Raw genomic sequence first — 24,624 nt, forward strand, 5'->3', positions numbered from 1 at the left:
TTGGCCTATCGCGGGAAAGGGAAGAATCGATCAAGCGGCGCGGAAGAACATAGGAAGTTGGTCTCCGAAGAGCTAGCTTCATACGCCATCGGCTGCATGATGGGTCGCTACAGCCTCGACACCCCCGGCGTGATCTACGCCCATGCCGGCAACGAAGGCTTCGACCCTAGCTGCTATGAAACCTTCCCGGCCGACGGCGACGGCATCGTTCCGATCACCGATGAAGCCTGGTTCGACGACGACGGTGCCAACCGCATCCGCGAATTCGTCCGCGTCGTCTGGGGCGAAGACACTGAAGCTGAAAATATGGCCTGGCTCGCCGAATCCCTCGGCAGCAAAGCCAGCGAATCCGCTGACGACACCATCCGCCGCTACTTAAGCCGCGACTTCTACAAAGACCACCTGCAAACTTACAAAAAACGGCCCATCTACTGGCTGTTCAGCTCCGGCAAACACAAAGCCTTCGAAGCCCTTGTCTACCTGCACCGCTACAACGCCGGTACGCTGTCGCGCATGCGCATGGAATACGTCGTGCCTCTCCAGTCCCGCATGCAGGCCCGCATCGACAACCTGGATCAGGACATCCAGGCCTCCACCTCCAGCGCCGAACAAAAACGCTTTCAGAAGCAAAAAGACAAGCTCATCAAACAACTCCACGAACTCCGCCGCTTCGACGAAAACCTCCGCCACTACGCCGACCAGCGCATTACATTGGATCTCGATGATGGGGTGAAGGCCAACTACGCGCGTTGACCAGTAGCGAGAAACGCATTAATCGTTGCCGCTGAGAGCAGTCAGCAGGTGCAACAGGGACATGAACAGGTTGTAGATGGAAACGAACAGGGTCACGGTCGCCATGATGTAGTTGGTTTCACCGCCGTGGATGATGGCGCTGGTCTGCCACATGATCAGCAGGGAAGACAGCAGCACAAAGGCAGCAGATACCGCCAGGCTCAGAGCCGGGATGGCGAAGAAGATGTTGGCGATGCTCGCCCCGAACGCCACCAGAATACCGATCATGATGAAGTTGGTGAGGAAGCTGAAGTCTTTGCGGGTCACCAGGGCAATGGCCGACATGGCCACGAAAATACCGGCAGTGCCAGCCAGAGCGGTGGTTACGATCTCCATGCCGCCGGGGATCTGGGCGTACATGTTAATGATCGGGCCGGTGGTGAAACCCAGCCAGCCGGTCAGGCCGAAGACGGCCAGAATGCCCCAGGCGCTGTTGCGCAGCGCGTTGGTGGCGAACAGCAGACCAATGTAAACACCAAGGGTCAGCCAGACGTTAACGAAACCGATGTTGCTGGCCATGGCAAACCAGGACGCGCCGGTTGCCACAACGAGTGACAGCCCCAGCAGCATATAGGTGTTTTTCAGTACCTGGGCCGCGCGCTCCCCGGAAACGGCAACGCCGTGCTGGTGGGGGGCGGAGTAGGGGTTGGTCGGGTTATTCATGATATCACTCATCCTTGCCAATTGTTGCTGTGATCATAAGGGCGAGGGGGCCAAAATCAAGCGTTAAACCGGCTTTTCGCCATGAGAAAGTGCCTGGTTAGCCGCCACGGATCGACGGCGACGACGGATGTGCACTTTTGTGACCCTTATCTCGGGATGGCAAGGCCAGTGCGTAATACTATTTTCGTACTGAAAATGCCTGAGTCTGAGCTGAGGGGGCCTTATGAGCGCATTATCGCTGGCTGCCACTGAAAGTGAGCAGATCGAGCTGGCAGCGGTACAGAATCGGCATTCGTTGTACAACGATTTGCTTCAGGTGCCGGACCTGGCATCGCGCCGCCACGAGCTGGTTTTCGAGCAGAAAAACCGGCTGTTGGGTCGACATCGCCGGATCGTCCTGTTCAATGGCCGCTATCTTGAATGGACGGAGCAGCGGGGGCGGCGTGAAGAAACGCGCATTATCAATCTGGCGTTTCTGGCGGGCTCGCCGAGTGCTTATCGTGAAATTGCCTGGCGGTCCCTGAGTGTTGCCCTGCTGGCGCTCATTGTTGCCGGGCTCCTGTTCGCCGTGGGGCAGACCGTTGCCGCGCTGGCAGCGCTGGGAGTGTCCTTGCTGGGGCTCGGCATTTGCCTGCGGGGCTCCTCCCGACGCCTGCTGTTCTATACCCGTAACGGGCGGGTGGTGATGTTCGACCTGTTTGATCAGCGTGGAGACAGAAAGCGTTTCGCAAAGGTGGTTGGCGCGCTGCAGCTACGGGGAGAGCGAGCCTGGGCCCTTTTGCCCGACAGGAAAGAACGTTTGGCGGCAGAAGTGGCAGAGCACCGCCGGCTGATGCAGGAAGGGGCTATCAACCAGGCGCAATACGAGCGCGCCAAGCAGCGCATCTTCCGCCGTTATTCCGATTGAGCTGAACGGGTCCGCTCAGCGATCAAAACTCAACCAGTCGTGCGCGGTATTGTGGCTTCGACGTTGACTGGCCTTATTGCTCATGTATTATTGCTGCCACCTTGGAGGGGTGGCAGAGTGGCCGAATGCACCGGTCTTGAAAACCGGCGACGGGAGACCGTCCGTGGGTTCAAATCCCACCCCCTCCGCCAAATAAAAAGCCCGCACTCGATGAGTGCGGGCTTTTTTTGTGCCGCTCTGCAGTCGCGACACGGTTCACGTAACACGCAAGCAATACGCTTGTGGCTGAAGCTCAGTGATCCCCATTGCCGAGCAATCCTGCAAATGCCCGGATCGCCTCCAGTCCCTGAATGTCATCTTCCTGCAGTGGCAAGTCCTTGCGAGGCAGCGCGCCCAAAGCGTGTGCCAGTTCTTCCATGTGCCGTTGCTGGCGTGCATGGCGGGCTGCGAAAAACGCGCTGTCTGCGGCATCCGGCAGTACCCGGTTAACCACGGCTCCCGCTACCGGGATGCCATTTTCTGTCAGGGAGGCAACGGCGCGTTGCGTCTCGAGAATAGGCAGCCGTTCAGGGGTCAGCACAAAGACAAAAGCGGTTTGCACAGGGTCGGACAGCTGGCGGCGGGCGCGGTGGAACAATCGCTGACGGGCGATCAGTGTATCGGCCACTTCCTGGCTGCGTGAGTCCAGGCCTGCGGTGGCGTGGTCGGTGGGGTCTTGCAGGGGACTGTCCACGCTCTTGTCCGGTGTCAGGTGGCCGAGTACCTGGCCCAATTTGCGGGCCTTGTCGCTGTGACGCAGCAGGCCCTGGGTCCAGGCGGCCATGACTTCCGGCAGACTTAGCAGCCGCAGGGTGTGGCCGGTGGGCGCGGTGTCGAAGATCAACAGGTCGTAGTCGCGGCTGTCGACATCGATTAACCGCGAGATGCGCTCCAGCAACGCGGCTTCCTGTGCACCGGGGGACTGACGGCTGAGGCGTAACTGCTTGTCCAGCTCGCGGAATTGATCTGGAGTGGCAAAGCGGCGCATCTGGGCGCTGACCCGGTCCAGGTAGGCCTCGACTTCGTCATCCGGGTCCAGCTCCAGGGCGGTCAGTCCGGGTGCCAGACAAGTGGGCGAATTGCCGATGGGGCGGTTAAAGGCGTCCGCCAGGCTGTGGGCCGGATCGGTGGAGACCAGCAGCACCTTGCGACCCTGGTCGGCAGCGCGGATGGCCAGGGCCGAGGCGGTGGTGGTTTTGCCCACGCCTCCTTTGCCACCCACCATAAGCAGGGTGCGGGAGGCGAGCAGGGCATCCAGATCAAGCACAGGCTGTGCGGTGGTGTCGGTGTCAGCCATCAGCAGCAGCGAAAGTGATCAAGGGGGGAGCGCTCCATACCCATGCGGGTGTGCCACTCATGAAAGCGCTCCATTAGCAGGGGCTGCAATTCCAGTGTGCTCCAGGCTGCCGGGTTGGGAACACCCATCATTTCCGAGAATACCAGCAGCATGAACAGGTCCTCTTCATCCCGTTTGGCGCGGGCAATGGCGGCTCGATAGGGCGCATTGTAATACTGCGCCCCGAGATCGCTGATGCGTTTGAGCCACTGTGTCGGCGTTGCCATTACAGAGGCTCCGGTGGTGCCTTGAAGGCGCGCTTGAGGGCGGCGGTGCACTCCAGCGTAACCAGCAGGGCCGCCACCAAGACAACAAGGTCGAGCCCGAGCAGGAACCAGTCCTGTTTTTCATAGAAGCTTTTCAGCTGCATCAACAGGGCAAACAGGGTCATCACCAGCAGGAAAACCAGTGGCGCCAGGGTATAAATGGCCGGGCGACCCCGTTTCACCAGCATGATGGTAATCACCAGCAGAGTCAGCCCGGCAAGCAATTGGTTGGTGGTGCCGAACAACGGCCAGATAAGCAGGCCGCCGGAGCCGTCGGCACCGCCTGCACCAAACGCCAGTAACAGGCAGCTAAGCACCGCCAGAAGTGTGGCGGGCAGGGGGCGGGTCATCCATTTTTGCTGATAGATTTCGCCCCATTCCTGGAAGATATAACGCTGCAGGCGCAGGCCGGTGTCCATGGTAGTGCCGGCAAACAGGGCCGCCATCACGGTGAGCAGGGTGGCGGCAACGCCCACATCCATGCCCATGCCATTGGCAAGAATATTGGCGCCACCATCCACAAAGGCGGTCAGGCTGCCTTGACCAAAGGCCGTGTATACCGCCTGCCAGTCTGCCAGGGAGGCAAAACCAGCGGTGGCGGCAATGATGGCAGCCAGTGCCAGCGCGCCTTCGCCCACAGCACCGAAATAGCCCACGAAGCGGGAGTCGGTTTCCTTGTCCAGCTGCTTGGAGCTGGTGCCGGAGGCGACCAAACCATGGAAGCCGGAGATGGCGCCGCAAGCGATGGTGACAAACAGAAGCGGCAACAAGGAAGGCGTGCCGGCAGGAACGTCACTGTTGATCATCGGCGCGACAACCTGGGGGTTGCCCAGCAGGACAGCACCGTAAAGCAGGATCAGCCCGACGAACAATTGCAGGCCGTTGATGTAGTCGCGGGGCTGCAAGAGCATCCAGACGGGAAGCAGTGAGGCCACCGCAGCATACGCAAACAGCATCAGTATCCAGCTGGCGTTTGCAGAAAGCCCCATGACCTGATCGGGCAGGGTCACGGGAACCATGGGGCCCACGTAAATCAGGCTGTACAGCGCCGCCACACCCAGTACAGATACCAGGCCAAGGCCAATTACCCGGCGATAGATGAGCTGGCCAATCACCAGTGCCACAGCAATGGCGCCCCACACCGGGACGACCGCGCCAGGGTTATTAATGAGCAGTTTGGCGATCACGACGCCAAATACCGCGTTCACCATCAATAACACCAGAAAGATAACAATCATGAAGACGGTGCGTGCACGGAGGCCGACCACCTCGCCGGTGAGCGCGCCGACAGATTTCGCCCGGTTGCGGACACTGGCCCACAGGGCGCCACTGTCGTGCACACCGGCAAAGAAGATGGTGCCGAAGACCACCCAGAGAAAGGCGGGTAGCCAGCCCCAGATAACGGCAATGGCCGGGCCGACAATCGGTGCCGCACCCGCCACGGAGGTGAAATGGTGGCCCCACAGCACATACCGGTTGGTGGGCACGAAATCCACGCCGTCTTCATACTCGTGGGCAGGGGTGCGGAAATTCGGGTCCAGCTTGTAGATGCGCGATGCAATAAAACGGGAGTAGACGAAGTAGCCGGCGGCCATGCCACCCAGCCCCAGCAGGAGCAAAATGATTGCGCTCATGGGTTGCCTTTTGTCATTGTTGACTATGTCGTTAGCAGCGTCGATCAGCGGCCAGCTGAATACTGGCGATGGTGTCTATATGGTTCGCTTTTTTGACTGACCGGTCAACGCGACTAAAGGCTAATAGCGCAAGCGTAATGGGCAGCCTGGGGCGTGCACAGTGTGCCATCCTTTGTTAACGGCGCCCTATGCATGCCTGTGGACAAGCGGTATTCTTGTGCCTACAAACCAACAGAAAAACAGAACATTAACGGGTAAAGGAACTACCCGGGGGACGCAGTAATGATCAAAGTATTGGTAGTGGACGACCATGATCTGGTCCGTACCGGCATTGCTCGCATGCTGGGCGAAGTGGAGGGCCTGCGCGTTGTCGGCGAGGCGAATTCAGGCGAGTTGGCCGTGCAAATGGCCAGGGAGCTGGCACCTGAAGTGGTGCTGATGGACCTGAAGATGCCGGGAATTGGTGGCCTTGAAGCCACCCGTAAATTGTTGCGCGTTGACGAGGGGGTTCGCGTTATCGCGGTGACCATGTGCGAGGAAGAGCCGTTTCCGTCCCGCCTGATGAAAGCCGGTGCTGCCGGTTACATGACCAAGGGGGCCGATCTGGAAGAAATGGTGCGCGCCATCAAGGTGGTCGCCACCGGGCAGCGCTATATCAGCCCGGAAATCGCCCAGGCCATGGCGCTCAAGCCCTATACCGGTGATGAAGGTTCGTTGCTGGATATGCTCTCCGAGCGCGAACTGCAAATCATGATGATGATCGTGAACTGTCACAAGGTGCAGGATGTGGCAGACAAGCTTTGCCTGTCGCCGAAAACCGTGAATACCTACCGGTACCGTATTTTCGACAAGCTGGGTGTGACCAGCGATGTGGAAATGGCGTTACTGGCCGTGCGTCACGGCATGCTCGATGCGGTAGAAAACACGGCTTCCTGATTGCCGGTTCGCTGCAGGGGGAAATCATCAGGGCAGGACTGATACACTTTCTGTTTAACCTGTTTTGAGATGTTCCCCTTGCCAGATTTCGACGCCAAACACTTCCTTGCCCACTGTGCTCGCAAACCCGGCGTTTATCGCATGCTGGACGGGGACGGGGGTGTTTTGTATGTGGGCAAGGCGCGCAACCTTCAGGCCCGCCTGAACAGCTACTTCCAGAAGAATGTATCCAGTGCGAAAACCCGGGCACTGGTCGGGCGAATTCGTGATATCCAGACAACGGTGACCGGCAGTGAGGCGGAAGCGCTGCTGCTGGAGCAGTCGCTGATCAAGGAGTTGAAACCCCCTTACAACATTCTTCTGCGCGACGACAAATCCTACCCGTATATCCGTATCACCAGCGCCGACCGTTTTCCCCGCGTCACCTTTCATCGCGGTACACGCCGGGCTGGCAGCCAGTACTTCGGTCCGTACCCCAGTGGCGGTGCGGTGCGGGAAGCCCTGTCCCTGATCGAGAAAGTGTTCCGGGTTCGCAACTGCAGTGACAGCTACTTCCGCAACCGTACCCGCCCGTGTCTCCAGCACCAGATCAATCGTTGTACGGCCCCGTGCGTAGGGCTGGTGAGTGAAGCCGATTATGCGCGCCAGGTGAAGATGGCGGCGGACTTTCTGGATGGGCGCAGCCGGGAAGTGGTGGAACAGCTGAGCGCCGACATGGAGGCTGCCTCGGTGGCGCTGGAGTTCGAAAAAGCTGCGATCCTGCGGGACCAGTTGGCAGCCATTCAATCCGTGCAACAAAAGCAGTACGCGGAAACCGGGCAGGGCGATCTGGACGTGGTTGCCATTGAAACCCGGCATGGCTTGGCCGTGATCGAAGTGCTGATGATTCGTGATGGCCGCATTCTGGGCCACCGCACCTTTCGGCCGGATACCCGGGGCGAGGAAGACCGCAGCGAAATTCTCGAGGCCTTTCTTTCCCAATATTATCTGGGCGACCGGGAAGATCCGGTCAAACCGCAGGAAATCTTGCTGAGCATGGAGATTCCCGGGGCCGATGCGCTGCAGCAGGCACTGGAAAGTCAGTGGGGCAAGAAAGTCCGGTTGGCCTGGCGAGTGCGCAGTGATCGCGCCGCCTGGATCACCATGGCACAAACCAATGCCCAGCAGTCCATGGCGGCCGAGCTTGCTGCCCGCGAGCATATGGAGGCCCGCTTTCTGGCCTTGGAAACATTACTGGAAAGCAGCGAGCCGGTACGGCGCATTGAGTGTTTCGACATCAGCCATACGCAAGGCGAGAAAGCGGTGGCTTCCTGCGTGGTGTTTGACCAGCAGGGCGCCCGCAAACAGGAGTATCGGCATTTCAATGTGAACCCGGCAGCGGGCGGTGACGATTACGAGGCCCTGGAAGAAGCCATTCGGCGCCGTTATCAGCGCGTGCTGAAAGAACAGGGCCGGTTGCCGGATCTTCTCCTTATCGACGGCGGCAAGGGGCAAATGCAGCGAGGCTGGAAGGTTATTCAGGAGCTGGACCTGCAAGCCCGGGTGCGGGTAATGGGGATCGGCAAGGGTCCCAGTCGACGGCCCGGGTTCGAAGCGCTCTATCTTCCCTGCGGGAAAGAAATGGTCCCCGGCCCGGCGGATTCCGCACTGCATCTTTTGCAGCAGGTTCGCGATGAAGCGCACCGGTTTGCCCTGACCGGTCACCGTGCCCGCCGTGGCAAGGCACGCAAGCAATCCACGTTGGATGAAATTCCCGGTATCGGCCCCAAACGCCGAAAGGCATTGCTGACCCACTTTGGCGGCCTTAAGCAGATGCGCAATGCATCCGCCAGCGAGCTGGCCCGGGTGCCGGGAATCAATGCCCAGATGGCGCAGACATTGTACGACTGGTTTCATCAATAGCGTGTTCAGTTTTTAATCTGAAAATCGGAAATGAGTCATAGCCGGCTTTCCGCTATACTGGTGGCTTATTTTCATGGCCGGTAGTTCCTCCCTATGCAGAAAGTGCACCCCATCCTGAATTTGCCGAATATCCTCACCCTGATTCGGGTGCTGGCAATTCCCGTGCTGGTGCTGGTGTTCTACCTGCCGTTTCAGTGGAGTGATGTCTGCGCGGCCCTGTTGTTTCTGGCGGCGGGGCTTACAGACTGGCTGGACGGTTATCTGGCGCGCAAGCTCAATCAGACCAGCCCTTTTGGTGCCTTTCTGGACCCGGTGGCAGACAAGCTGATAGTGGGTGTGGCCCTGGTGATGTTGGTGCAGGTTCATGCCACCGCCTGGTTGGCGGTGCCGGCCATGGTGATTGTGTCCCGGGAAATTACGGTATCGGCACTGCGTGAGTGGATGGCGGAGCTCGGTGAGCGGGCAAAAGTGGCGGTCAGCCAGCTGGGCAAGATCAAGACAGTGACCCAGATGACGGCGATTACCTTGCTGTTGGCGCAAAAACCGGACTTTACTGCGGACGGCGACATCATCATGAATCCCTGGCTGTGGCTCAGCTATGGCTTGCTGTATCTGGCCACGGCATTCACTTTGTGGTCCATGGGCTCGTATCTTCGCGCTGCAGCACCGCAATTGCTCAAAAGTCAGTCAAAGTCCTGAAAAGTCAGAAAAAACACCCGGTGCCGGGTTGACACCCGGGGGGTGATGAGTAGAATTCTTTCCCGCAACGGAGCAGTGTCTCCGCTGTGGAAAAAGCGGGAATAGCTCAGCTGGTAGAGCACAACCTTGCCAAGGTTGGGGTCGCGAGTTCGAATCTCGTTTCCCGCTCCAAGATTTTGAAAGCCTCGGTTATGCCGAGGTTTTTTCTTGGTAAAACAGTTAAATGGCGCGGTGGCAGAGTGGTCATGCAGCGGACTGCAACTCCGTTAACGCCGGTTCGATTCCGACCCGCGCCTCCAATTACCGACCCACACGGGCGATGAAGTGACAGGCACAGCTCGATGTCGTCATTTCAACAGAAAGATAAATAGAAACAGTCGCTTAACCTGTCCCTGTTTTTATTTCACGCTTAACGCGCACGATGATCTTCCTGCGGGTATGGTGAAATTGGTAGACACAACAGACTTAAAATCTGTCGACCATTAGGTCATGCCGGTTCAAGTCCGGCTACCCGCACCAACTTCCTCTTTCTCTCCTCTTTGCACCATGCTGGTATTGTCGCCTGTGAGTCCGTTGTGCTGGTCCGTCGGATAGCCCGGTTTTTCAGCAGCCTGTTAAGTGCCTGACCGCAATAAGCTTTGTGCTCCTGCTATTGCATTTTATTGCGCTTGGTTTATCGATTTGGCCTGTTTTATCCCTGAAAAATCAACTTTCTAGCCTGCGGTATTCATGTGATTTATTGCCGCTTTCTGTCAGTTTCTGGTAGCCTCACACTTTAGTCTTAGCCCTGCAAAGGGGCCTGGATAACAACAAGCCGGAAAAGGCATGAGGGCTATCTGAATGAACTGGTTCCAGAACCTGTCCGTGCGGCTGAAGATTTTGTCTGTAGCCGGGCTGGGGATCGTGCTGTTTGTGGTCTACGCGGCCTACAGCTTTTACATCGCCGAAACCAATATTGATCATCTCAAGCGGATTGAAAGTCAGGACTTTCCGGTTCTGGAATTGATCAATGCCAACAATGTGGATTTTATCGCCATCAGCGAGTCTTATATCGCGGCGATTACCCAGGCTGATCCGGATCTGCTTGAAGAGGCGCAGTCCAGAGCCTCGGCGTTTGAGCAACGGTTGGCAGACATCCGCCGGACCGACCCAACGCTTTCCGCTGGCGTGGAAGAATTGCGCCGCAATTTTACCGCCTATATCAATGAGGCCACTGCGCTGGCCCGTAACCTGATCACCAATAACGGCACCTCGGATGATCTGTACCAGCGCATTGCACACGTACGAGAGCTGCAGGACACCTACGAGGGCAATCAGAAGGCGTTCGAGCAGCAGCGCTACGAAGCGTTTCGCGAAACCCTGAACAAAAGCCGTTCGGATAACCTGGGCACCCAGAAAATCGGGCTGTTCCTGGGGTTGGTGGCCTTTACCTTGCTGGCGCTGATTGCTTTGCGTGTTACCCGGGCCATTACGCTGCCTCTGGAAGGCGCCGTTGATGCCGCGGATAACATTGCCAATGGCAAATGGGATACCCGCATTGAAAAGGGTGGCCGGGATGAAACCGGTCACTTGTTGCATGCTATTCGTAAAATGCGTGATGCGCTGGTGGCTCGGCATACGGAAGACCGGCGCCAGGAAACGGTGAAGAACCATCTGGCCGAACTGAATAACCGCATGCGCGGGGAGATGGGATTCGAACAGCTCGGTAACAACATGCTGAGTTTCCTGGTGCCGGTGGTTGAGGCGCAGGTGGGCGCATTTTACAGCTATGACCCTGACACCGAGCTGCTCAGCCTGAGCAGCTCCTATGCCATGCAGCGGCGCAAGCATCTGGCCAATGAATTTCGTCTGGGGGAATCCCTGGTGGGGCAGTGCGCCCTGGAGCGCAAGAGCATTCTGCTGGAGCAAGTGCCGGATGATTACATCAGCATTGCTTCCGGCACCGGTGCCGGCCAGCCACGCAATGTCATGGTGATGCCCATTGTTCATGAAGACGAAGTGAAAGGGGTGCTGGAAATCGGTGCATTCCGTGACTTCAGCAATGACGATTTGGCCTTTATGGAGCAGTGCGTGGCGGTCGTTTCCGTGTCGTTGCACAGTGCACAAAGCCGTTTCCGCCTGGCCCTGATGCTGGAGCAGACGCAGTCCCAGGCGGATGCTCTGGAACGGCAAAAAACGGAAATGGCCCAGGCCAATGAGGACCTGGAAGAGCAGGCCATGGAGCTGTCTGCGTCTGAATCCCGCCTGCAACAACAGCAGGAAGAACTGAAAGCCATCAACGAAGAGCTGGAATCACAGACCCAGGCGTTGCGGGCATCTGAAGAAAGCCTGCAGGCCCAACAGGAAGAGCTGCGCGTTACCAATGAAGAGCTCGAGGCCCAGGCGCGCATGCTCACCGAGCAGAAGTCAGAAATGGCTCAGAAGAATGACGAGCTCGAGCTGTTACGCCATGAGCTGGAAGACAAAATTCGCGAGCTGGAGATGTCTTCGCGCTATAAATCCGAATTCCTGTCCACCATGAGCCACGAGTTGCGCACACCGCTTAACTCGATTCTGATTCTGTCCAACGCCCTGGGGCAGAACAAGCGCGGCAATCTGGAAGAGAAACAGGTCGAGCACGCCCAGGTTATCCATTCTGCCGGGGCAGACCTGCTTAGCCTGATCAATGACATCCTGGATATTTCCAAGATCGAGGAAGGCAAGATGGATGTCATTATCGACGACTTGTCGCCGCCGGAAATCATCGAACATTTCCGGCGCAACTTTGCCCACGTGGCCGAAAGCCGCAACCTGGATTTCAAGGTCGAGCTTGGCGATACGTTGCCTGAACACTTCTATACGGACCGCCAGCGCCTTGAGCAGATCATCAAGAACCTGCTTTCCAATGCACTGAAATTCACCGAGCAAGGCTCGGTGACGTTGAGCATTACACAGCCGGACGTTAGTGAAACCCTGCCTTCACGCCATCTGGTGCCGGGGCAGACGTTGAAATTTGCGGTGATCGATACCGGTACCGGGATCGCGGATGAAAAACAAAAGCTGATTTTCGAGGCCTTCCAGCAAGCGGACGGTACGACCAGTCGCAAATACGGCGGTACCGGCCTGGGGCTGACCATTTCCCGCGAACTGGCACGGTTGCTGGGCGGGGAAATTGGTCTGCACAGCGACGGTGAAGGGCAGGGGGCTACCTTTATGCTCTACCTGCCCGTGGGCAGTGCCGATGCGCTGGAAATCAATAATGCCGCTGCCGGCCACGCCGATGAAGGTATCGGCAGCAATGCGGAAGCCCACACTGCCTCGATGACCCCGCTGGATACCGGCAACGACGACTTCGTGGTCCGTGAGAAAACCGTGCTGATCGTCGAAGACGATGAAGAATTTGCCCGGGTACTGGTGGAACTGGCATCGGATTACGGCCTGGAAGGGCATATCTGCCACGATGGCGAGGATGGCCTGGAATACGCCAGCCATTACCGCCCCAGCGCGATTATTCTGGATATCGGTTTGCCGGGTATCGACGGCTGGGAAGTCATGGAAAAGCTCAAGGCGGACCCGCGTACCAAGGACATCCCGGTGCACTTCCTGTCCGGGCGTGATGAGCGCAAGAAGGCGCTGGAACTGGGTGCGCTGGACTTCATGACCAAGCCGGCCAATCAGGACGACATTCTCTCTGCGTTCGCCAAGATTGAAGGGGCGATTGAAACCAATGTGCGCCGCCTTCTGGTGGTGGAAGACAGTGAAATCCAGCACGAAAGCATCCGTGAACTGTTTGACCAGAAAGGGGTGGAAATCACAGCGGCCACCAGTGGTCAGCAAGCCCTGGATGCCCTGCAGAATACCGTGTTCGACTGCATGATCCTGGATTTGACGTTGCCGGACATGAGCGGTTTCGAGCTGCTGGAGAAACTCCATGCCAGCGACGACTACGACAGTGTTCCCGTGGTGGTCTATACCGGCAAGGACATGACCCGCGAAGAAGAAGCGAAACTGCGCAAGTATGCGGACCGCATCATCCTCAAGACGGAGCGCTCTCACGAGCGGCTGCTCAATGAAGCGTCCCTGTTCCTGCACTGGCTGGAATCCACCTTGCCGGCCAATCGTCGCCCGACTGCGGAATCCATCGAGCACCGCGATGATATTTTCGAAGGCAAGCAATTGCTGCTGGTGGACGACGACATGCGGAATATCTATGCATTGTCTGCGCAACTGGAAGAGTTGGGCTTTGCCATCAGTATTGCCAACAATGGCCGCGAGGCGCTGGAATCGCTGGATGATAATCCGTCCATCGACATTGTGCTGATGGATATCATGATGCCGGAAATGGATGGCTATGAAGCCATGGGGCGGATTCGTGAACAGGCTCGTTTCAGCAAGCTGCCGATGTTGGCGCTGACCGCCAAGGCGATGAAGGACGACCGCGCCAAGTGCATCGAAGCCGGGGCCAATGATTACTGCTCCAAGCCCATCGATATGGCAAAGCTTACCTCGTTGCTACGGGTCTGGCTGCACAAGTAGTGGGCGCAAAACGTGCCCGCAGTCACTTTATAAAGACGAGAACCGTGGCGGAATAGCGTTATGGCTGAAACATACCCGATCGACGATGACGAAGTCAGTGTCGAGGACATCGAAATTCGCCTGTTGCTTGAGGCGATCTACCAGATGTACGGCTACGACTTCCGGTCCTATAGCCGCGCTTCCATGCGTCGTCGAATCATGCATCGCCTGACCATGTCAGGTTTTGCATCGATCATGGAAATGACCGACAAGGTTCTGCGCGACCGGCCCTTCTTCGTCACGCTGCTTAACGACCTGACCGTAAATGTGACGGAAATGTACCGGGACCCGGATTTTTACCGCGCCTTCCGCGAAGACGTGGTACCGGTTCTCAAGACGTTTCCGTTTATCAAGATCTGGCATGCGGGTTGCTCTACCGGCGAAGAGATCTATTCCATGGCGATTTTGCTGGAAGAGGAGGGGCTCTACGACCGGGCCATGATCTACGCCACCGACATCGACAAGAATGTGTTGGCGTCAGCCAAGAAGGGCATTTACTCCATCGAGGCGGTCAAACAGTATGGTGATAATTACCGACGTGCCGGTGGCAAGCACTCCCTGTCTGATTATTTCACCGCACGTTATGACAGCGTGATCATGGAACAGCGGCTGAAACGCAATATCGTTTTTGCCGATCACGACCTGGCAACGGATCAGGTCTTTGGGGAAATGCACGTTATCCTGTGCCGCAATGTATTGATCTACTTTGATCGGCCTTTGCAGGAAAGAGTGATCAGGCTTTTCAGCGAGAGCCTGGATATGGGCGGCTACCTGTGCCTGGGAACCAAGGAAAGCCTGCGGTTCAGCGGCCAGGAAGACACGTTCGATGTTATCAACAAGTCGTTGCGAATCTTTCGCAAGCGGCAGTTTCCACACCACGCATGACTAGAGACAACCGATGATTGAGCAGAAACTGCTATTGGTGGATGATCAGCCGGCCAACCTGGTGTCGCTTGAGGCTGTCCTCGAAGGGGAGGGCCGCACCCTCCTGAAAGCGCACTCCGGGCAGGAGGCGCTGAAAATTCTGCTTAAGGAAGATATTTCCCTGGTGCTGCTGGACGTGCAGATGCCGGGCATGGACGGCTTTGAAGTGGCCGAGCTGATGCGTCAGCGCAAGGACACTCAGACCATCCCCATTATCTTCGTGACGGCGATTAGCAAGGAAAAGAAGTACGTTTTTAAAGGGTATCAGGCCGGGGCCGTGGATTATCTGTTCAAGCCCCTGGATCCGTTGATCCTCACGAGCAAGGTGGATTTTTTCCTGGGGCTGGACAAGCAGCGCCGTGAACTCCAGGCCAAGCTCAAAGAAGCACAGGCACACCGTGCTGCCTATGAAGCTGGCAAGACCCGAGGCGAGGAGGGCAGCGGCCACTCATCGTGAGCACTCGCAAGGGAGCAGTCAGGGCAATCGTAATGGGCGCGTCGTGGGGCGGGCTGAATGCCTATACGCGCATCCTGTCAGCGCTTCCCGAGAATTTTCCGTTGCCAATCATGCTGGTTCAACACCAGCATGCCAGCGCGGATAATCGCATGCCGTGGCTGTTGGCCCGGTATTGCGCACTGCCGGTGGTTGCCCCGGAAGACAAGGAGCCCATCCTCGGGGGGCATGTTTATGTGGCGCCACCGGGCTACCATATGTTGGTGGAAGAGGACCAGACACTGGCTTTCTCTACAGGAAGGCCTGTACTCTTTTCCCGGCCAGCAATAGATGAACTGTTTTACTCTGCCGGCGCGGTTTATGGCCGCCACTTGTTGGGAGTGATCCTCACGGGGGCCAATGAAGACGGCGCCGCAGGCATGGAATATATACACCGTAGAGGCGGATACACCATCGCCCAGTCACCGGTGAGCTCGGAAGCACCCGCAATGCCCGAAGCGGCAATAACAACAGGTGCGATTTCCAGGGTACTCGATCTTGAGGCAATCGGGCCCTTTTTGGCGGAACAGGTTGCAGGGTAGTAAGCCTATGAAACAAAATATTTTGGTTGTGGATGATCACAGGGAAAACCTGATCGCGCTGGAAGCGATTCTGGATGCTGACGGCCGAAATCTGGTTATGGCCCAGTCCGGTAACGAGGCCTTGTCCCTCGCCCTGAAGCACGATTTCGCGCTGGTACTGCTGGATGTGCAGATGCCGGAGATGGATGGGTTCGAAGTGGCCGAACTCATGCGCAAGAACAAGAAAACCCGCCATATTCCGATTATTTTCGTTACGGCGATTTCCAAAGAACAGAAGTATGTCTTCAAGGGCTACGAATGTGGCGCGGTGGACTATCTGTTCAAGCCCATTGACCAGAAAATACTCGAAGCCAAGGTCAGCGTTTTCCTGGAACTCGATCGCCAGCGCCGCAAGCTACAGCAGGCGGTGGTGCAGATGAAGCGGCTCAAGGACGAAAACGAGCGCTTGCTGCATGCCTTGGGCGAGGCCCTGATCGGGGCCAATGCCGAGGGCAGGGTCACCTTCTGCAATGAGGCCGCCTGCGCCCTGTTGCGACAGAGCCGCGATGCCCTGGTAGGCAGGGATATGGCGGACCTGTTGTTCAATGATGATACCGGTAAGCAGCGCTGGGGCTGGGATGACTCCCCACTGCGGGAGGCCTGTCTGCAGAGTGAAAGCTGGAAAAACGAACACAGCCTGTACACAGCGGACGAAGACGGACTGTTGGCCTTGGCGGTGCGTGCCAACGCTATTACCGATGACGCTGGCAACGTTACGGGCGTGGTGGTGGTGCTGCGTCCCGCCGATGACGAAAACGGCGTCAAGGACAGCGCCCGCGATCATCGCCGCAACCCCCGCAAGAAACTGTTCCGCGAGATGGTAGTGTTTGATCGCAGCACCGGTGGTAACGTGGGGCGCTTGATGAACCTGAGCGTGGATGGCTTCAAGCTGTTTTCCCGTCGGGAACTGCCCCATGGCGAAGAATTGCAGCTGGGTATGGTATTGCCGGACCAGATAGCCGGGGTCAATACGGTCAGTTTCGATGCCCGGGTGGTCTGGGCTGAAACCCTGGATGCCCCCGGCGAGTACCAAGTGGGCTTTCAGTTCCTGACGCTGAATGCGGTCACCCGCGATGTGGTCGAGAACCTAATGGAAAAATACTGAGCTATGACTGAGCATCTGGAGACGCCGGAAAATATGGAACTTCCTCCGTCGCTGCTGCCTTACGGCTTCGCGCGGCGCTATGGTGTCCTGTTGCGCGAGCGTGATGGTCACAAAGAGCTGTGCCACCGGCAGGATGTTTCCGTGGCCGCCCTGGGGGAAGTGCAGCGCCACATCGGGCGCCTGCCGCGGCTGGTGCCCATGGACGATACCGCCTTCACCGCAGCCATGGCGATCACCTATGAGCAGCAGCGCGGCGCGGCGGCGGAAGCGGCGGATGATCTGGAAGGGCTCGACCTGGCCAGCCTGGCGGACTCCCTGCCGGAAACCTCGGATTTGCTGGAGCAGGAAGACGACGCGCCCATTATCCGGTTGATCAATGCCTTGCTGCAGGAAGCCATTCGCGAAGATGCCTCGGATATCCATGTGGAAACCTTCGAGCGCCGCCTGGTAGTGCGCATGCGGGTGGATGGTGTGCTCCGTGAAGTGCTGACCCCGAAACGGGAGTTGGCACCGTTGCTGGTCTCGCGGATCAAGGTGATGGCGCGAATGGACATCGCTGAAAAGCGGATTCCCCAGGATGGCCGGATTTCCTTGCGCATTGGCGGCCGGGACGTGGATGTACGGGTGTCCACGATGCCCGCCAGTAACGGCGAGCGGGTGGTGCTGCGGCTGCTGGACAAGCAGGCCGGGCGCCTGCAGGTGTCCCACCTGGGCATGGGGGAAACCTGTGATGCCCACATGCGCGATCTGATCCACAAACCCCACGGTATTATTCTGGTCACCGGCCCGACCGGCTCCGGTAAAACCACCACGCTTTATGCCTCGCTGACCGAACTCAACGACAGCTCCCGCAATATCCTGACGGTGGAAGACCCCATTGAGTATCAGCTGGAAGGGATCGGTCAGACCCAGGTCAACACCAAGGTCGATATGACCTTTGCCCGCGGCCTGCGTGCCATTCTGCGCCAGGATCCCGATGTGGTCATGGTGGGTGAGATCCGGGATCTGGAAACCGCTGAAATTGCGGTGCAGGCCTCTCTCACCGGCCACCTTGTGCTGTCTACCCTGCACACCAATACGGCGGTGGGGGCGGTCACTCGTTTGCAGGATATGGGGATTGAGCCGTTTCTGCTCTCCAGCTCCCTGCTGGGCTCGTTGGCCCAGCGGCTGGTGCGAGTCCTCTGTGATGATTGCAAAACCCCGTACCAGGCCAGTGCCAGCGAGTTGGAAATGCTGGGCCTGCCGGCCAATGAAAGTTGTACGCTGTATCACCCTAATGGCTGTGAAGCCTGTAATAATCAGGGATACCGGGGCCGTACCGGGATTTACGAACTGGTGCTGGTGGATGACACCCTGCGCCAGTTGATCCACGACCGCGCCGGCGAGCTGGAACTCAACCGCCATGCCCGGACACTGACCAGTGGCATTCGTGAGGATGGCTGGCGCAAAGTGCTCGACGGACATACCAGTGTAGAAGAGGTCCTGCGGGTGACCCGCGAGGACTGACGGGACAGCAGTCGCATGCCAGCATTCGAATACCGATCCCTGGATCACAGGGGCAAAATCAACAAAGGCACTCTGGAAGCAGACAGTGCCCGCCAGGTTCGCCAGCAACTCCGTGACAAGGGCTGGGTCCCGCTGGAGGTTAACGAAGCCAGCGATACCAACAGCCAGGGAATGGGCCGTTTTGCCGGCTCCGGCAAGATCAATGGCGCCGAACAGGCGCTGATTACCCGCCAGCTGGCCACGTTGTTGAAATCCGGCCTGCCTGTGGAGCAGGCCCTGTCTGCGGTTTCCAAGCAGGCCGCCAATGACCGCATTGAGCGCATCATGCTCGCGGTACGTGCCAAGGTCCGCGAGGGGTACAGCCTGGCACGCAGCTTCGAATCCTTTCCCCGGGCTTTTCCGGAAATGTACCGCGCCACGGTGGCCGCCGGTGAGCAGAGCGGTCACTTGGAACAGGTACTGGAACAGCTCGCCGATTACCTGGAAACCCGGCACGACACCGGGCGTTCCGTGGCCCAGGCGATGATTTACCCCGCCTTCATCATGGTGTTTGCTTCCATCGTTATCATGCTGATGATGACCTTCGTGGTGCCCAAGTTGGTGGCCGTGTTCGAAGGGCGAGACCAGGCGTTGCCGTTGCTCACACGTATTGTCATGGCCATGAGTGATTTTGCCCGTGGCTGGGGCTGGTTGGTGGTGCTGTTGATCGTGGTGGCTGTGGTGGTCTTCATGCGCGCCATGCGTGACCCGCGTTTCCGCTTGCGGGTGCATCAGCGGTTAGTGAATATGCCGCTGGTGGGCACCATGCTGCGCGCTGGCGACAGTGCCAGGCTGGCCAGCACCCTGGGCATTCTCGGCCGCTCCGGTGTGCCGCTGGTGGATGCCCTGTTTATTGCCGCCCAGGTCGTAGGCAACCTGGCGGTCCGCAACGCGGTGAAAAATGCCGCCGCCAAGGTACGCGAGGGCGGCAGTCTCAGCCGGGCTCTGGATGCCAGCGGTTACTTTCCGCCCATGCTGGTGCAGATGATTGCCAGCGGTGAGACCAGCGGTGAACTGGACAATATGTTGACCCGGGCAGCGGATTATCAGGAACGGGAACTGAGTAGCACGATCAATACCATGGTGGGGCTGCTCGGCCCAATCATGTTGCTGGTGATGGCGGGGGTGGTTGTAATGATCGTCCTGTCGGTCATGTTACCGATCATGCAAATGAATAACTTACTAGCCGGTTAAGGTGAAGGAATGAAAGCAAAGCGTGCCATGTCGGGGTTTACCCTGCTGGAAATTATGGTGGTGGTGGCCATTATTGGTCTGTTGGCTGCGGTGATTGTGCCCAACGTAATCGGGCAGGGTGAAGCCGCCAAGGTGGATCTGACCAAAGCCAATATGGGCAAGATCGTCCAGCAGCTGGACCTCTACAAGTTCAACAATGGTAGTTACCCCACCAGTGAAGAAGGCCTCAACGGCCTGGTGGAGCGCCCTAATTCAGCCCGCAAATGGCCTGATGGCGGCTACCTGCCGAAAGTCCCCCTGGATGCCTGGAACAACGATTACGTTTACATCAGCCCCGGGGTTGAAGGGCCGTTCGATCTGCTGTCCATGGGCGCCGATGGTGTTGAGGGCGGTGAAGGCTCCGACGCGGACATCAATTGGCGCGACGTTCAGTAAGATGCGCTTGCCCCGCACGCTGCAGTCCGGCTTCACCCTGCTGGAAATCATGGTGGTGGTGGGGCTGATTGCACTGCTCAGCGCCGTGGTGATTAGCCAGGGCAACTGGACTTCTGACGACCGGCAGCTGGAACAAGAATCCGCCCGGTTGAAGGATACTCTGGCCCTGCTCAACGAGCGCAGCCTGTTCTCGGGGCAACTGCTGGCGCTGCGTCTGCGTCATGATGGCTGGGAGCCCCTGGCATACGACATCGCCGCTGCCGATTTTCTGCCTATCGAAGATACCGCCCTCAAGCCTCGCCAGATCCCGCCGTCCCTGGAGTTGGTGTGGCAGCTGGACGAACTGGCTGATGAAGAACAGGCGAGCCTCAGTCAGGTTGCCGAGACCCTGGTCAAGAAAGACACCTCGCTGGATTTGGGTGAAGACACAGTGGGCGAGGGTGACGAGGAAGAGGCGCGCCAGCAGGGCAGCAACAGCGAGTCCGAGGTAGGGGGAGAGGGAGAGGACGAAAAGGCGTTTCCGCAGATTTTCTTTTTCCCCAGCGGTGAAGTGTCTCCTGTGACCCTCGCCATGCAGAGCCAGGACGATCTGGAGCAGGTGCAGCGCTGGCAAATTTCGGCTCTCGGGCAGATTACCGATCCGGACCGCGAGCAGGACAATGACGACCAGCAGGACAAACAGGAGTGGCTGGAGCGGCGTTCAAGAATGATCGAGGACGTGCAGGAATGAAGCGGCAGGGTGGCTTTACTCTGGTGGAAGTGCTGATTGCTGTCTCCATTCTGGCGCTGGTTATGGTGGTGCTTGGTCAGACCATGGGCTCCACCGCGCGCGCCTATACCAATATCAATGAAACCCATCTGGGCTTTCTGGTGGCCTCCGACAAGCTGGTAGAAATGCAGGTGTATCAACAGTGGCCCTCCACTGGCGAATCGGATTCCACGGTGACCCGCAACGGACGTGAATGGTGGATCAATACCCGTGTCAGCGAGGGCCCTTACCCGGATACCCGGCGTGTGGATATCGAGGTGGGCATGATGCAGGACGATGACGAGGGGCAAATGGCGTATCACCTGGCGAGCCTGATCGGCAAACCGGCGTCCGGATGATGAAAGCTCTCCATCCGTTTTCTTCCAGGCGCCTGGCGCAGCGGGGCTTTACCCTGCTGGAGATGGTCATCACCATCGCCATCTTTGCGTTTATCTATGTGTGGGTCGCCAGTTTTCTCGGCAGCGCCTTGCAGGGTCGTGAACAGCTAAAAGACAGTGCCGATGAAATGGAGCGCACCCAGCGGGCTGTCACATTCCTTACCCTGGATTTCGAGCAACTGATCAATCGCCCGGTTCGTGACCCCTACGGCGACCCGCAGCCGGCCATTCTGGGCCGTGATAATTATGTGGAATTCACCCGCCTGGGCTGGTCCAACCCCTTTGGGCTTCGTAAACGCAGTGAGATGCAGCGGGTGGTCTATACCCTGGAAGATGGCACTTTATTCCGTCGTTACTGGCCGGTGCTCGACACCAACGTCGCTACTGAGTATCAGGAAGACGTGTTGATAGATCGCGTGGAGCGTTTTACCGTCCGCTATCTGGATTTGACGCCCCAGGGGGAATGGCAGTGGCTGGAGTTATGGCCGGATGTGGCCATGGCCGCCGTTCCCGTGTGGCAGCAGCGCCTGCCAAAGAGTATTGAGCTGGAGATTGAACTGGAAAACGGTGACATCGTGCACCGCTTCTACCGGACCGTGGTGAACCCATGGAGCTGATACGGCGCAAGCGTAATAATCGTGCGCACCGGCAGCGGGGAATGGCGCTGGTGATTGTGCTGCTGCTACTGGCCCTGTTGACCACCATTACCGTGGAGGTGCTGTTTCGCCAGGACCGCTTTCTTACCCGTGCGGACAACCTGCTGCAATGGGACAAACGTTACCAATATGCCATGGCGGCAGAAGTGGTTGCGCAGCAGGGGTTGGTGGATGACCTGCAGGATGACCAGAACAATAACGCGCTGGTTGATGACTGCGTGGAAGAGCAGTGGGCAGTGCAATTACCGCCCACTCCCTATGAAGACGCCATGCTCAGCGCCAGCGTTCAGGATCTGCAGGGTCGTTTTAACCTGAATTGGTTGATTACCGCTCAAGGCGATACCTTTGTTCGCGATCCGGAGGCGATTGACCGGCTTGCCCGGCTCATCGAGCTGACTTTCCCTCAGGAAACAGACGCGTCACGGCTGGCCAACGAAATGGCGGACTGGCTGGATTCCAACAATATTGTGGACGGCGTCGAGGGGGCCGAAGACGCGGATTACCGTAACCGCCGGACTCCCAACATGCCGGCGGCCCATGAATCGGAAATGCGTGCCTTGCTCAGCTTCCAGGTGGCCAATCAGCCCGAGGACAGCATGGTCTGGGGGCTGTTTACCGCGCTACCGCTGGGGACTACATTGAATGTGAATACGGCGCCGCCCCAGGTGCTGGATGCGGTACTGGGCGGGGTAGCAGGTACCGGCGTGGCAGAGGCGATTGTCAAAGCCCGTGAAGAAGAGCCGATTACAGCAGTGAGCGATCTGATGCAGCTTGCCGCTTTGAGCGCTCTGGACGCCGATGAAAAGCAGGCAGTTAGCGACCTTCTGGGGGTAAGCAGTGAGTATTTCCAGGTAATGGTGGACGTGGAAGTAGACGGTCAATTAAGCCGATTGGTGAGTCGTTTGCGCCGGCGTAGCGGTAATGATGCGTCTACCGATGTCTTCAGCCGGCAGGTAAGCCCGCTGCTGACCCCGCTCGAACCGGCCTGCAATCCCTTCTACAATACCCAGTAGAGGCCCGGCAGATGCAATGGGCCGTTACGACACTGTGGAATGATGCCCGCCTTGGTACACTGGCCCGGCGGCACATGCAGAGATAACAACGCAGATAACAACGAAAGGACACAGCAGCGTGGCAGATGCTCCACTGATTTATTTAAGCGGTGCAGGGGGAACAGACCCGGATCTTGAGATTCCGGTGCTGTTGCAGCGCAGCACAACTGAGGATGTGCAAGCCGTTAGCCTGCGCGATGCGCTGGAACAGTGTGCCGGGCAGACCCTCCATGTCATTATCAGCGTGGCCTTTGCCCGGTTGACCCATGTTTCCCTGACCCGCAAACAGGCGCGCCATTTGCAGCGCGTGCTGCCGTATCTGCTCGAAGAGCAGATGCTGGACAGCCCGGAGTCGCTCTGGTTTGTCTCCCGCAAAGGAACAGGGGACGACTATGAAGTGACCGCCATCGCCCGTGAGTTGATTGTGCAGCTTAAGCAGTGGGCGGCGGAACAGGGAGCTGTGCTCGGCTCGCTTCAGGTGGATGCCGAGCGGCTACAGGGCCAGGCGCCACTGATTGCCGAGCTGGATGGTGGGCAGGCGTTATTGATGGCCGATCGTGACCGTTGTCTGGTAGTGGATGCCGACCAGCGTGACGGCATGCAGGCGTTATTTGGCGAGAGCCTTGCCGGCGCCACCGTTTTATCCGGCACCCCGGCATTTCTGGACGCCTTGCGGAGTGGGGAGGGGCAGGAGCTGCTGACCGGTCCGTATGCACCGAAACAGAAAAAAGGGCCCAACACGGCATTTACGCCCTGGAAGCCCGTCAGCATTCTGGCTGCGTCAGTGTTTGTGCTGGCGCTGGTGGCAATCTGGGTCCAGCAGTGGCGCTATGACCAGGCGTCGGAAGCGGCCTTTGCCGATGCCAAAAGCCTTTACGAACAGCTCTTCCCCGGTGACAAGGCCACCACGGCTCTGAGCCGTCAGTTCCAGGGGCGCCTTGCCCGCCTTGGAGGCGGCAGCGAGGGCGGGCAGGCTCGCTTCTTCCCGCTTCTGGGGCCGGTGGCGCAAGTGTTGAAAGAGATCAAGGTTGAACCCAAACGGCTGCAGTATGACCAGCGTGACAATACGTTGTTGCTGGACGTGGGGGCCAAGGACTACGCCCAGCTGGAACAGCTTCAAAATGCGTTGAAACAGCAAGGGGCAAGGGCCTCGATCGCCAACTATCGCAATGGGGCCCAGGGTGTCAGCGCCCGCATCAAGGTGGAGCAGCCAGGATGAGTAATACGGCAGAATTGAAAAAGCTGGCAGCACACCGGCGCGATCAGGCGGTTAACTGGTACCAAAGCCGAGAGCCCCGTGAACAACGTATTCTTCAGGTATTGGCAGCGGTGGCGTTTCTGGTCGTGCTGTACTGGTTGATTTGGGCGCCTTCGGTGGCCGCGCGGGATCAGGCGAAGAAGCGCTTTGTCTCCAATCAACAAACACTGCAGTGGATCCAGGATAACCGCGGCGCTGTTATTGCCGCCCGGCGTGGGGATACCTCCGCCGCGCGGCCAACGGGCAACTGGACCGGTAATGTGAGCCGCAGCGCTGACCAGTTTGGCCTGACCTTGAAAGGGTTTTCCCCCGACGGCAATCGCGCGGTGCGAATCCAGATGGAAAATCAGGTGGCCTCGCAAACGGTGCTCTGGCTGCAATCTCTCCAGCAAGAGGGCGTGCAGTTGACCAATCTGGAAATGACGCCGGGTGAAAAACCGGGTACTGCCACGGTGCGGGCGACGCTGCAAAAATAGCCGTCGCCACACAAGAATAAACAATCAGGTA

22 protein-coding genes, 4 tRNA genes and 1 pseudogene are annotated in these 24,624 nt (G+C 58.2%); 23 read left to right on the forward strand and 4 right to left on the reverse strand.

Features of this window, described 5'->3' with window-relative positions:
* A pseudogene (locus ADG881_RS01565) lies at positions 1 to 753 on the forward strand (BREX-1 system adenine-specific DNA-methyltransferase PglX); the annotation flags it as partial.
* Between the two features lie 18 nt (positions 754 to 771).
* Here ADG881_RS01565 and ADG881_RS01570 read toward each other — a convergent pair.
* Positions 772 to 1,455, reverse strand: a complete 684-nt coding sequence (locus ADG881_RS01570; RefSeq protein WP_039925918.1) for a Bax inhibitor-1/YccA family protein — start codon at positions 1,453 to 1,455, stop codon at positions 772 to 774.
* 223 nt (positions 1,456 to 1,678) lie between these two features.
* Between ADG881_RS01570 and ADG881_RS01575 the strand changes: the two genes are divergently transcribed.
* A complete protein-coding gene (locus ADG881_RS01575) occupies positions 1,679 to 2,362 on the forward strand; it encodes a hypothetical protein (protein WP_007150614.1) in 684 nt (227 codons plus the stop codon).
* A 103-nt stretch (positions 2,363 to 2,465) separates the two neighbouring features.
* Positions 2,466 to 2,553 (forward strand) — tRNA-Ser (locus ADG881_RS01580).
* A 101-nt stretch (positions 2,554 to 2,654) separates the two neighbouring features.
* Here ADG881_RS01580 and ADG881_RS01585 read toward each other — a convergent pair.
* Genes ADG881_RS01585 through ADG881_RS01595 form a run of 3 tightly spaced genes read right to left on the reverse strand, consistent with a single transcriptional unit; the run spans position 2,655 to position 5,637 of the window.
* Positions 2,655 to 3,698: an ArsA family ATPase gene (locus ADG881_RS01585; protein WP_007151486.1), complete on the reverse strand. Its 1,044-nt coding sequence runs from the start codon at positions 3,696 to 3,698 to the stop codon at positions 2,655 to 2,657.
* A complete protein-coding gene (locus tag ADG881_RS01590) occupies positions 3,698 to 3,964 on the reverse strand; it encodes a cory-CC-star protein (protein WP_039925920.1) in 267 nt (88 codons plus the stop codon). Before ADG881_RS01590 ends, ADG881_RS01585 begins: the two co-directional genes overlap by 1 nt.
* A complete protein-coding gene (locus ADG881_RS01595) occupies positions 3,964 to 5,637 on the reverse strand; it encodes a carbon starvation protein A (protein WP_007149430.1) in 1,674 nt (557 codons plus the stop codon). The genes ADG881_RS01590 and ADG881_RS01595 overlap by 1 nt, the downstream gene beginning before the upstream one ends.
* Positions 5,638 to 5,919: 282 nt before the next feature.
* Here ADG881_RS01595 and uvrY point away from each other — a divergent pair, with 282 nt between their 5' ends.
* From uvrY to gspM, 20 genes are all read left to right on the forward strand, one after another.
* The gene (uvrY, locus tag ADG881_RS01600) at positions 5,920 to 6,573 is read left to right on the forward strand and encodes a UvrY/SirA/GacA family response regulator transcription factor (protein ID WP_007149235.1); all 654 of its coding nucleotides are present in this window, start codon (positions 5,920 to 5,922) and stop codon (positions 6,571 to 6,573) included.
* Between the two features lie 69 nt (positions 6,574 to 6,642).
* Entirely contained in the window at positions 6,643 to 8,475 is a 1,833-nt protein-coding gene (gene uvrC, locus ADG881_RS01605; protein ID WP_007150067.1) for an excinuclease ABC subunit UvrC, read from the forward strand.
* Between the two features lie 93 nt (positions 8,476 to 8,568).
* Positions 8,569 to 9,174: a CDP-diacylglycerol--glycerol-3-phosphate 3-phosphatidyltransferase gene (pgsA, locus tag ADG881_RS01610; RefSeq protein WP_007149445.1), complete on the forward strand. Its 606-nt coding sequence runs from the start codon at positions 8,569 to 8,571 to the stop codon at positions 9,172 to 9,174.
* A gap of 95 nt (positions 9,175 to 9,269) precedes the next feature.
* Positions 9,270 to 9,345 (forward strand) — tRNA-Gly (locus ADG881_RS01615).
* A gap of 54 nt (positions 9,346 to 9,399) precedes the next feature.
* Positions 9,400 to 9,473 (forward strand) — tRNA-Cys (locus ADG881_RS01620).
* 133 nt (positions 9,474 to 9,606) lie between these two features.
* Positions 9,607 to 9,693: transfer RNA gene (locus tag ADG881_RS01625), tRNA-Leu, on the forward strand.
* 321 nt (positions 9,694 to 10,014) lie between these two features.
* Positions 10,015 to 13,689: a response regulator gene (locus ADG881_RS01630; RefSeq protein WP_007150685.1), complete on the forward strand. Its 3,675-nt coding sequence runs from the start codon at positions 10,015 to 10,017 to the stop codon at positions 13,687 to 13,689.
* A 60-nt stretch (positions 13,690 to 13,749) separates the two neighbouring features.
* Positions 13,750 to 14,613, forward strand: a complete 864-nt coding sequence (locus tag ADG881_RS01635; protein ID WP_007151311.1) for a protein-glutamate O-methyltransferase CheR — start codon at positions 13,750 to 13,752, stop codon at positions 14,611 to 14,613.
* Positions 14,614 to 14,626: 13 nt separating this feature from the next.
* Positions 14,627 to 15,109: a two-component system response regulator gene (locus ADG881_RS01640; RefSeq protein WP_007149919.1), complete on the forward strand. Its 483-nt coding sequence runs from the start codon at positions 14,627 to 14,629 to the stop codon at positions 15,107 to 15,109.
* 32 nt (positions 15,110 to 15,141) lie between these two features.
* Positions 15,142 to 15,687, forward strand: coding sequence for a chemotaxis protein CheB (locus tag ADG881_RS01645; protein WP_007149002.1), 546 nt, complete (start codon positions 15,142 to 15,144; stop codon positions 15,685 to 15,687).
* Between the two features lie 7 nt (positions 15,688 to 15,694).
* The gene (locus tag ADG881_RS01650; RefSeq protein WP_007149262.1) at positions 15,695 to 16,831 is read left to right on the forward strand and encodes a response regulator; all 1,137 of its coding nucleotides are present in this window, start codon (positions 15,695 to 15,697) and stop codon (positions 16,829 to 16,831) included.
* A gap of 3 nt (positions 16,832 to 16,834) precedes the next feature.
* On the forward strand, positions 16,835 to 18,337 hold the full coding sequence (gene gspE, locus ADG881_RS01655; protein WP_007150248.1) for a type II secretion system ATPase GspE: 1,503 nt from the start codon (positions 16,835 to 16,837) through the stop codon (positions 18,335 to 18,337).
* A 15-nt stretch (positions 18,338 to 18,352) separates the two neighbouring features.
* A complete protein-coding gene (gspF, locus tag ADG881_RS01660; RefSeq protein WP_007148325.1) occupies positions 18,353 to 19,570 on the forward strand; it encodes a type II secretion system inner membrane protein GspF in 1,218 nt (405 codons plus the stop codon).
* 9 nt (positions 19,571 to 19,579) lie between these two features.
* A complete protein-coding gene (gspG, locus tag ADG881_RS01665) occupies positions 19,580 to 20,005 on the forward strand; it encodes a type II secretion system major pseudopilin GspG (protein ID WP_007149656.1) in 426 nt (141 codons plus the stop codon).
* Between the two features lies 1 nt (position 20,006).
* The gene (gene gspH, locus ADG881_RS01670) at positions 20,007 to 20,735 is read left to right on the forward strand and encodes a type II secretion system minor pseudopilin GspH (protein ID WP_007148805.1); all 729 of its coding nucleotides are present in this window, start codon (positions 20,007 to 20,009) and stop codon (positions 20,733 to 20,735) included.
* Positions 20,732 to 21,112 (forward strand): type II secretion system minor pseudopilin GspI, encoded by a 381-nt coding sequence (gene gspI / locus ADG881_RS01675; RefSeq protein WP_007148932.1) that lies wholly within the window; start codon positions 20,732 to 20,734, stop codon positions 21,110 to 21,112. The genes gspH and gspI overlap by 4 nt, the downstream gene beginning before the upstream one ends.
* Positions 21,109 to 21,768: a type II secretion system minor pseudopilin GspJ gene (gene gspJ, locus ADG881_RS01680; protein ID WP_007148524.1), complete on the forward strand. Its 660-nt coding sequence runs from the start codon at positions 21,109 to 21,111 to the stop codon at positions 21,766 to 21,768. The genes gspI and gspJ overlap by 4 nt, the downstream gene beginning before the upstream one ends.
* On the forward strand, positions 21,759 to 22,820 hold the full coding sequence (gene gspK / locus ADG881_RS01685; protein ID WP_198004981.1) for a type II secretion system minor pseudopilin GspK: 1,062 nt from the start codon (positions 21,759 to 21,761) through the stop codon (positions 22,818 to 22,820). Before gspJ ends, gspK begins: the two co-directional genes overlap by 10 nt.
* A gap of 118 nt (positions 22,821 to 22,938) precedes the next feature.
* A complete protein-coding gene (gene gspL / locus ADG881_RS01690; protein WP_007150935.1) occupies positions 22,939 to 24,078 on the forward strand; it encodes a type II secretion system protein GspL in 1,140 nt (379 codons plus the stop codon).
* Entirely contained in the window at positions 24,075 to 24,593 is a 519-nt protein-coding gene (gene gspM, locus ADG881_RS01695; RefSeq protein ID WP_007150511.1) for a type II secretion system protein GspM, read from the forward strand. Before gspL ends, gspM begins: the two co-directional genes overlap by 4 nt.
* Positions 24,594 to 24,624 lie beyond the last annotated feature (31 nt).

This window comes from Alcanivorax sp. DG881, assembly GCF_000155615.1.
GTDB lineage: Bacteria > Pseudomonadota > Gammaproteobacteria > Pseudomonadales > Alcanivoracaceae > Alcanivorax.

What these genes read in the sequence shown, in the direction of transcription:
- ADG881_RS01645 (WP_007149002.1), top strand. Translation starts at nt 15,142, where the DNA reads ATGGGCGCGTCGTGGGGCGGGCTGAATGCCTATACGCGCATCCTGTCA.
- gspK (WP_198004981.1), top strand. Translation starts at nt 21,759, where the DNA reads ATGGAGCTGATACGGCGCAAGCGTAATAATCGTGCGCACCGGCAGCGG.
- ADG881_RS01570 (WP_039925918.1), bottom strand. Translation starts at nt 1,455, where the DNA reads ATGAATAACCCGACCAACCCCTACTCCGCCCCCCACCAGCACGGCGTT.
- gspI (WP_007148932.1), top strand. Translation starts at nt 20,732, where the DNA reads ATGAAGCGGCAGGGTGGCTTTACTCTGGTGGAAGTGCTGATTGCTGTC.
- ADG881_RS01585 (WP_007151486.1), bottom strand. Translation starts at nt 3,698, where the DNA reads ATGGCTGACACCGACACCACCGCACAGCCTGTGCTTGATCTGGATGCC.
- gspH (WP_007148805.1), top strand. Translation starts at nt 20,007, where the DNA reads ATGCGCTTGCCCCGCACGCTGCAGTCCGGCTTCACCCTGCTGGAAATC.
- ADG881_RS01635 (WP_007151311.1), top strand. Translation starts at nt 13,750, where the DNA reads ATGGCTGAAACATACCCGATCGACGATGACGAAGTCAGTGTCGAGGAC.
- uvrY (WP_007149235.1), top strand. Translation starts at nt 5,920, where the DNA reads ATGATCAAAGTATTGGTAGTGGACGACCATGATCTGGTCCGTACCGGC.
- gspF (WP_007148325.1), top strand. Translation starts at nt 18,353, where the DNA reads ATGCCAGCATTCGAATACCGATCCCTGGATCACAGGGGCAAAATCAAC.
- ADG881_RS01575 (WP_007150614.1), top strand. Translation starts at nt 1,679, where the DNA reads ATGAGCGCATTATCGCTGGCTGCCACTGAAAGTGAGCAGATCGAGCTG.
- ADG881_RS01590 (WP_039925920.1), bottom strand. Translation starts at nt 3,964, where the DNA reads ATGGCAACGCCGACACAGTGGCTCAAACGCATCAGCGATCTCGGGGCG.
- ADG881_RS01640 (WP_007149919.1), top strand. Translation starts at nt 14,627, where the DNA reads ATGATTGAGCAGAAACTGCTATTGGTGGATGATCAGCCGGCCAACCTG.
- gspG (WP_007149656.1), top strand. Translation starts at nt 19,580, where the DNA reads ATGAAAGCAAAGCGTGCCATGTCGGGGTTTACCCTGCTGGAAATTATG.
- gspM (WP_007150511.1), top strand. Translation starts at nt 24,075, where the DNA reads ATGAGTAATACGGCAGAATTGAAAAAGCTGGCAGCACACCGGCGCGAT.
- pgsA (WP_007149445.1), top strand. Translation starts at nt 8,569, where the DNA reads ATGCAGAAAGTGCACCCCATCCTGAATTTGCCGAATATCCTCACCCTG.
- ADG881_RS01630 (WP_007150685.1), top strand. Translation starts at nt 10,015, where the DNA reads ATGAACTGGTTCCAGAACCTGTCCGTGCGGCTGAAGATTTTGTCTGTA.
- uvrC (WP_007150067.1), top strand. Translation starts at nt 6,643, where the DNA reads ATGTTCCCCTTGCCAGATTTCGACGCCAAACACTTCCTTGCCCACTGT.
- gspE (WP_007150248.1), top strand. Translation starts at nt 16,835, where the DNA reads ATGACTGAGCATCTGGAGACGCCGGAAAATATGGAACTTCCTCCGTCG.
- ADG881_RS01650 (WP_007149262.1), top strand. Translation starts at nt 15,695, where the DNA reads ATGAAACAAAATATTTTGGTTGTGGATGATCACAGGGAAAACCTGATC.
- ADG881_RS01595 (WP_007149430.1), bottom strand. Translation starts at nt 5,637, where the DNA reads ATGAGCGCAATCATTTTGCTCCTGCTGGGGCTGGGTGGCATGGCCGCC.
- gspJ (WP_007148524.1), top strand. Translation starts at nt 21,109, where the DNA reads ATGATGAAAGCTCTCCATCCGTTTTCTTCCAGGCGCCTGGCGCAGCGG.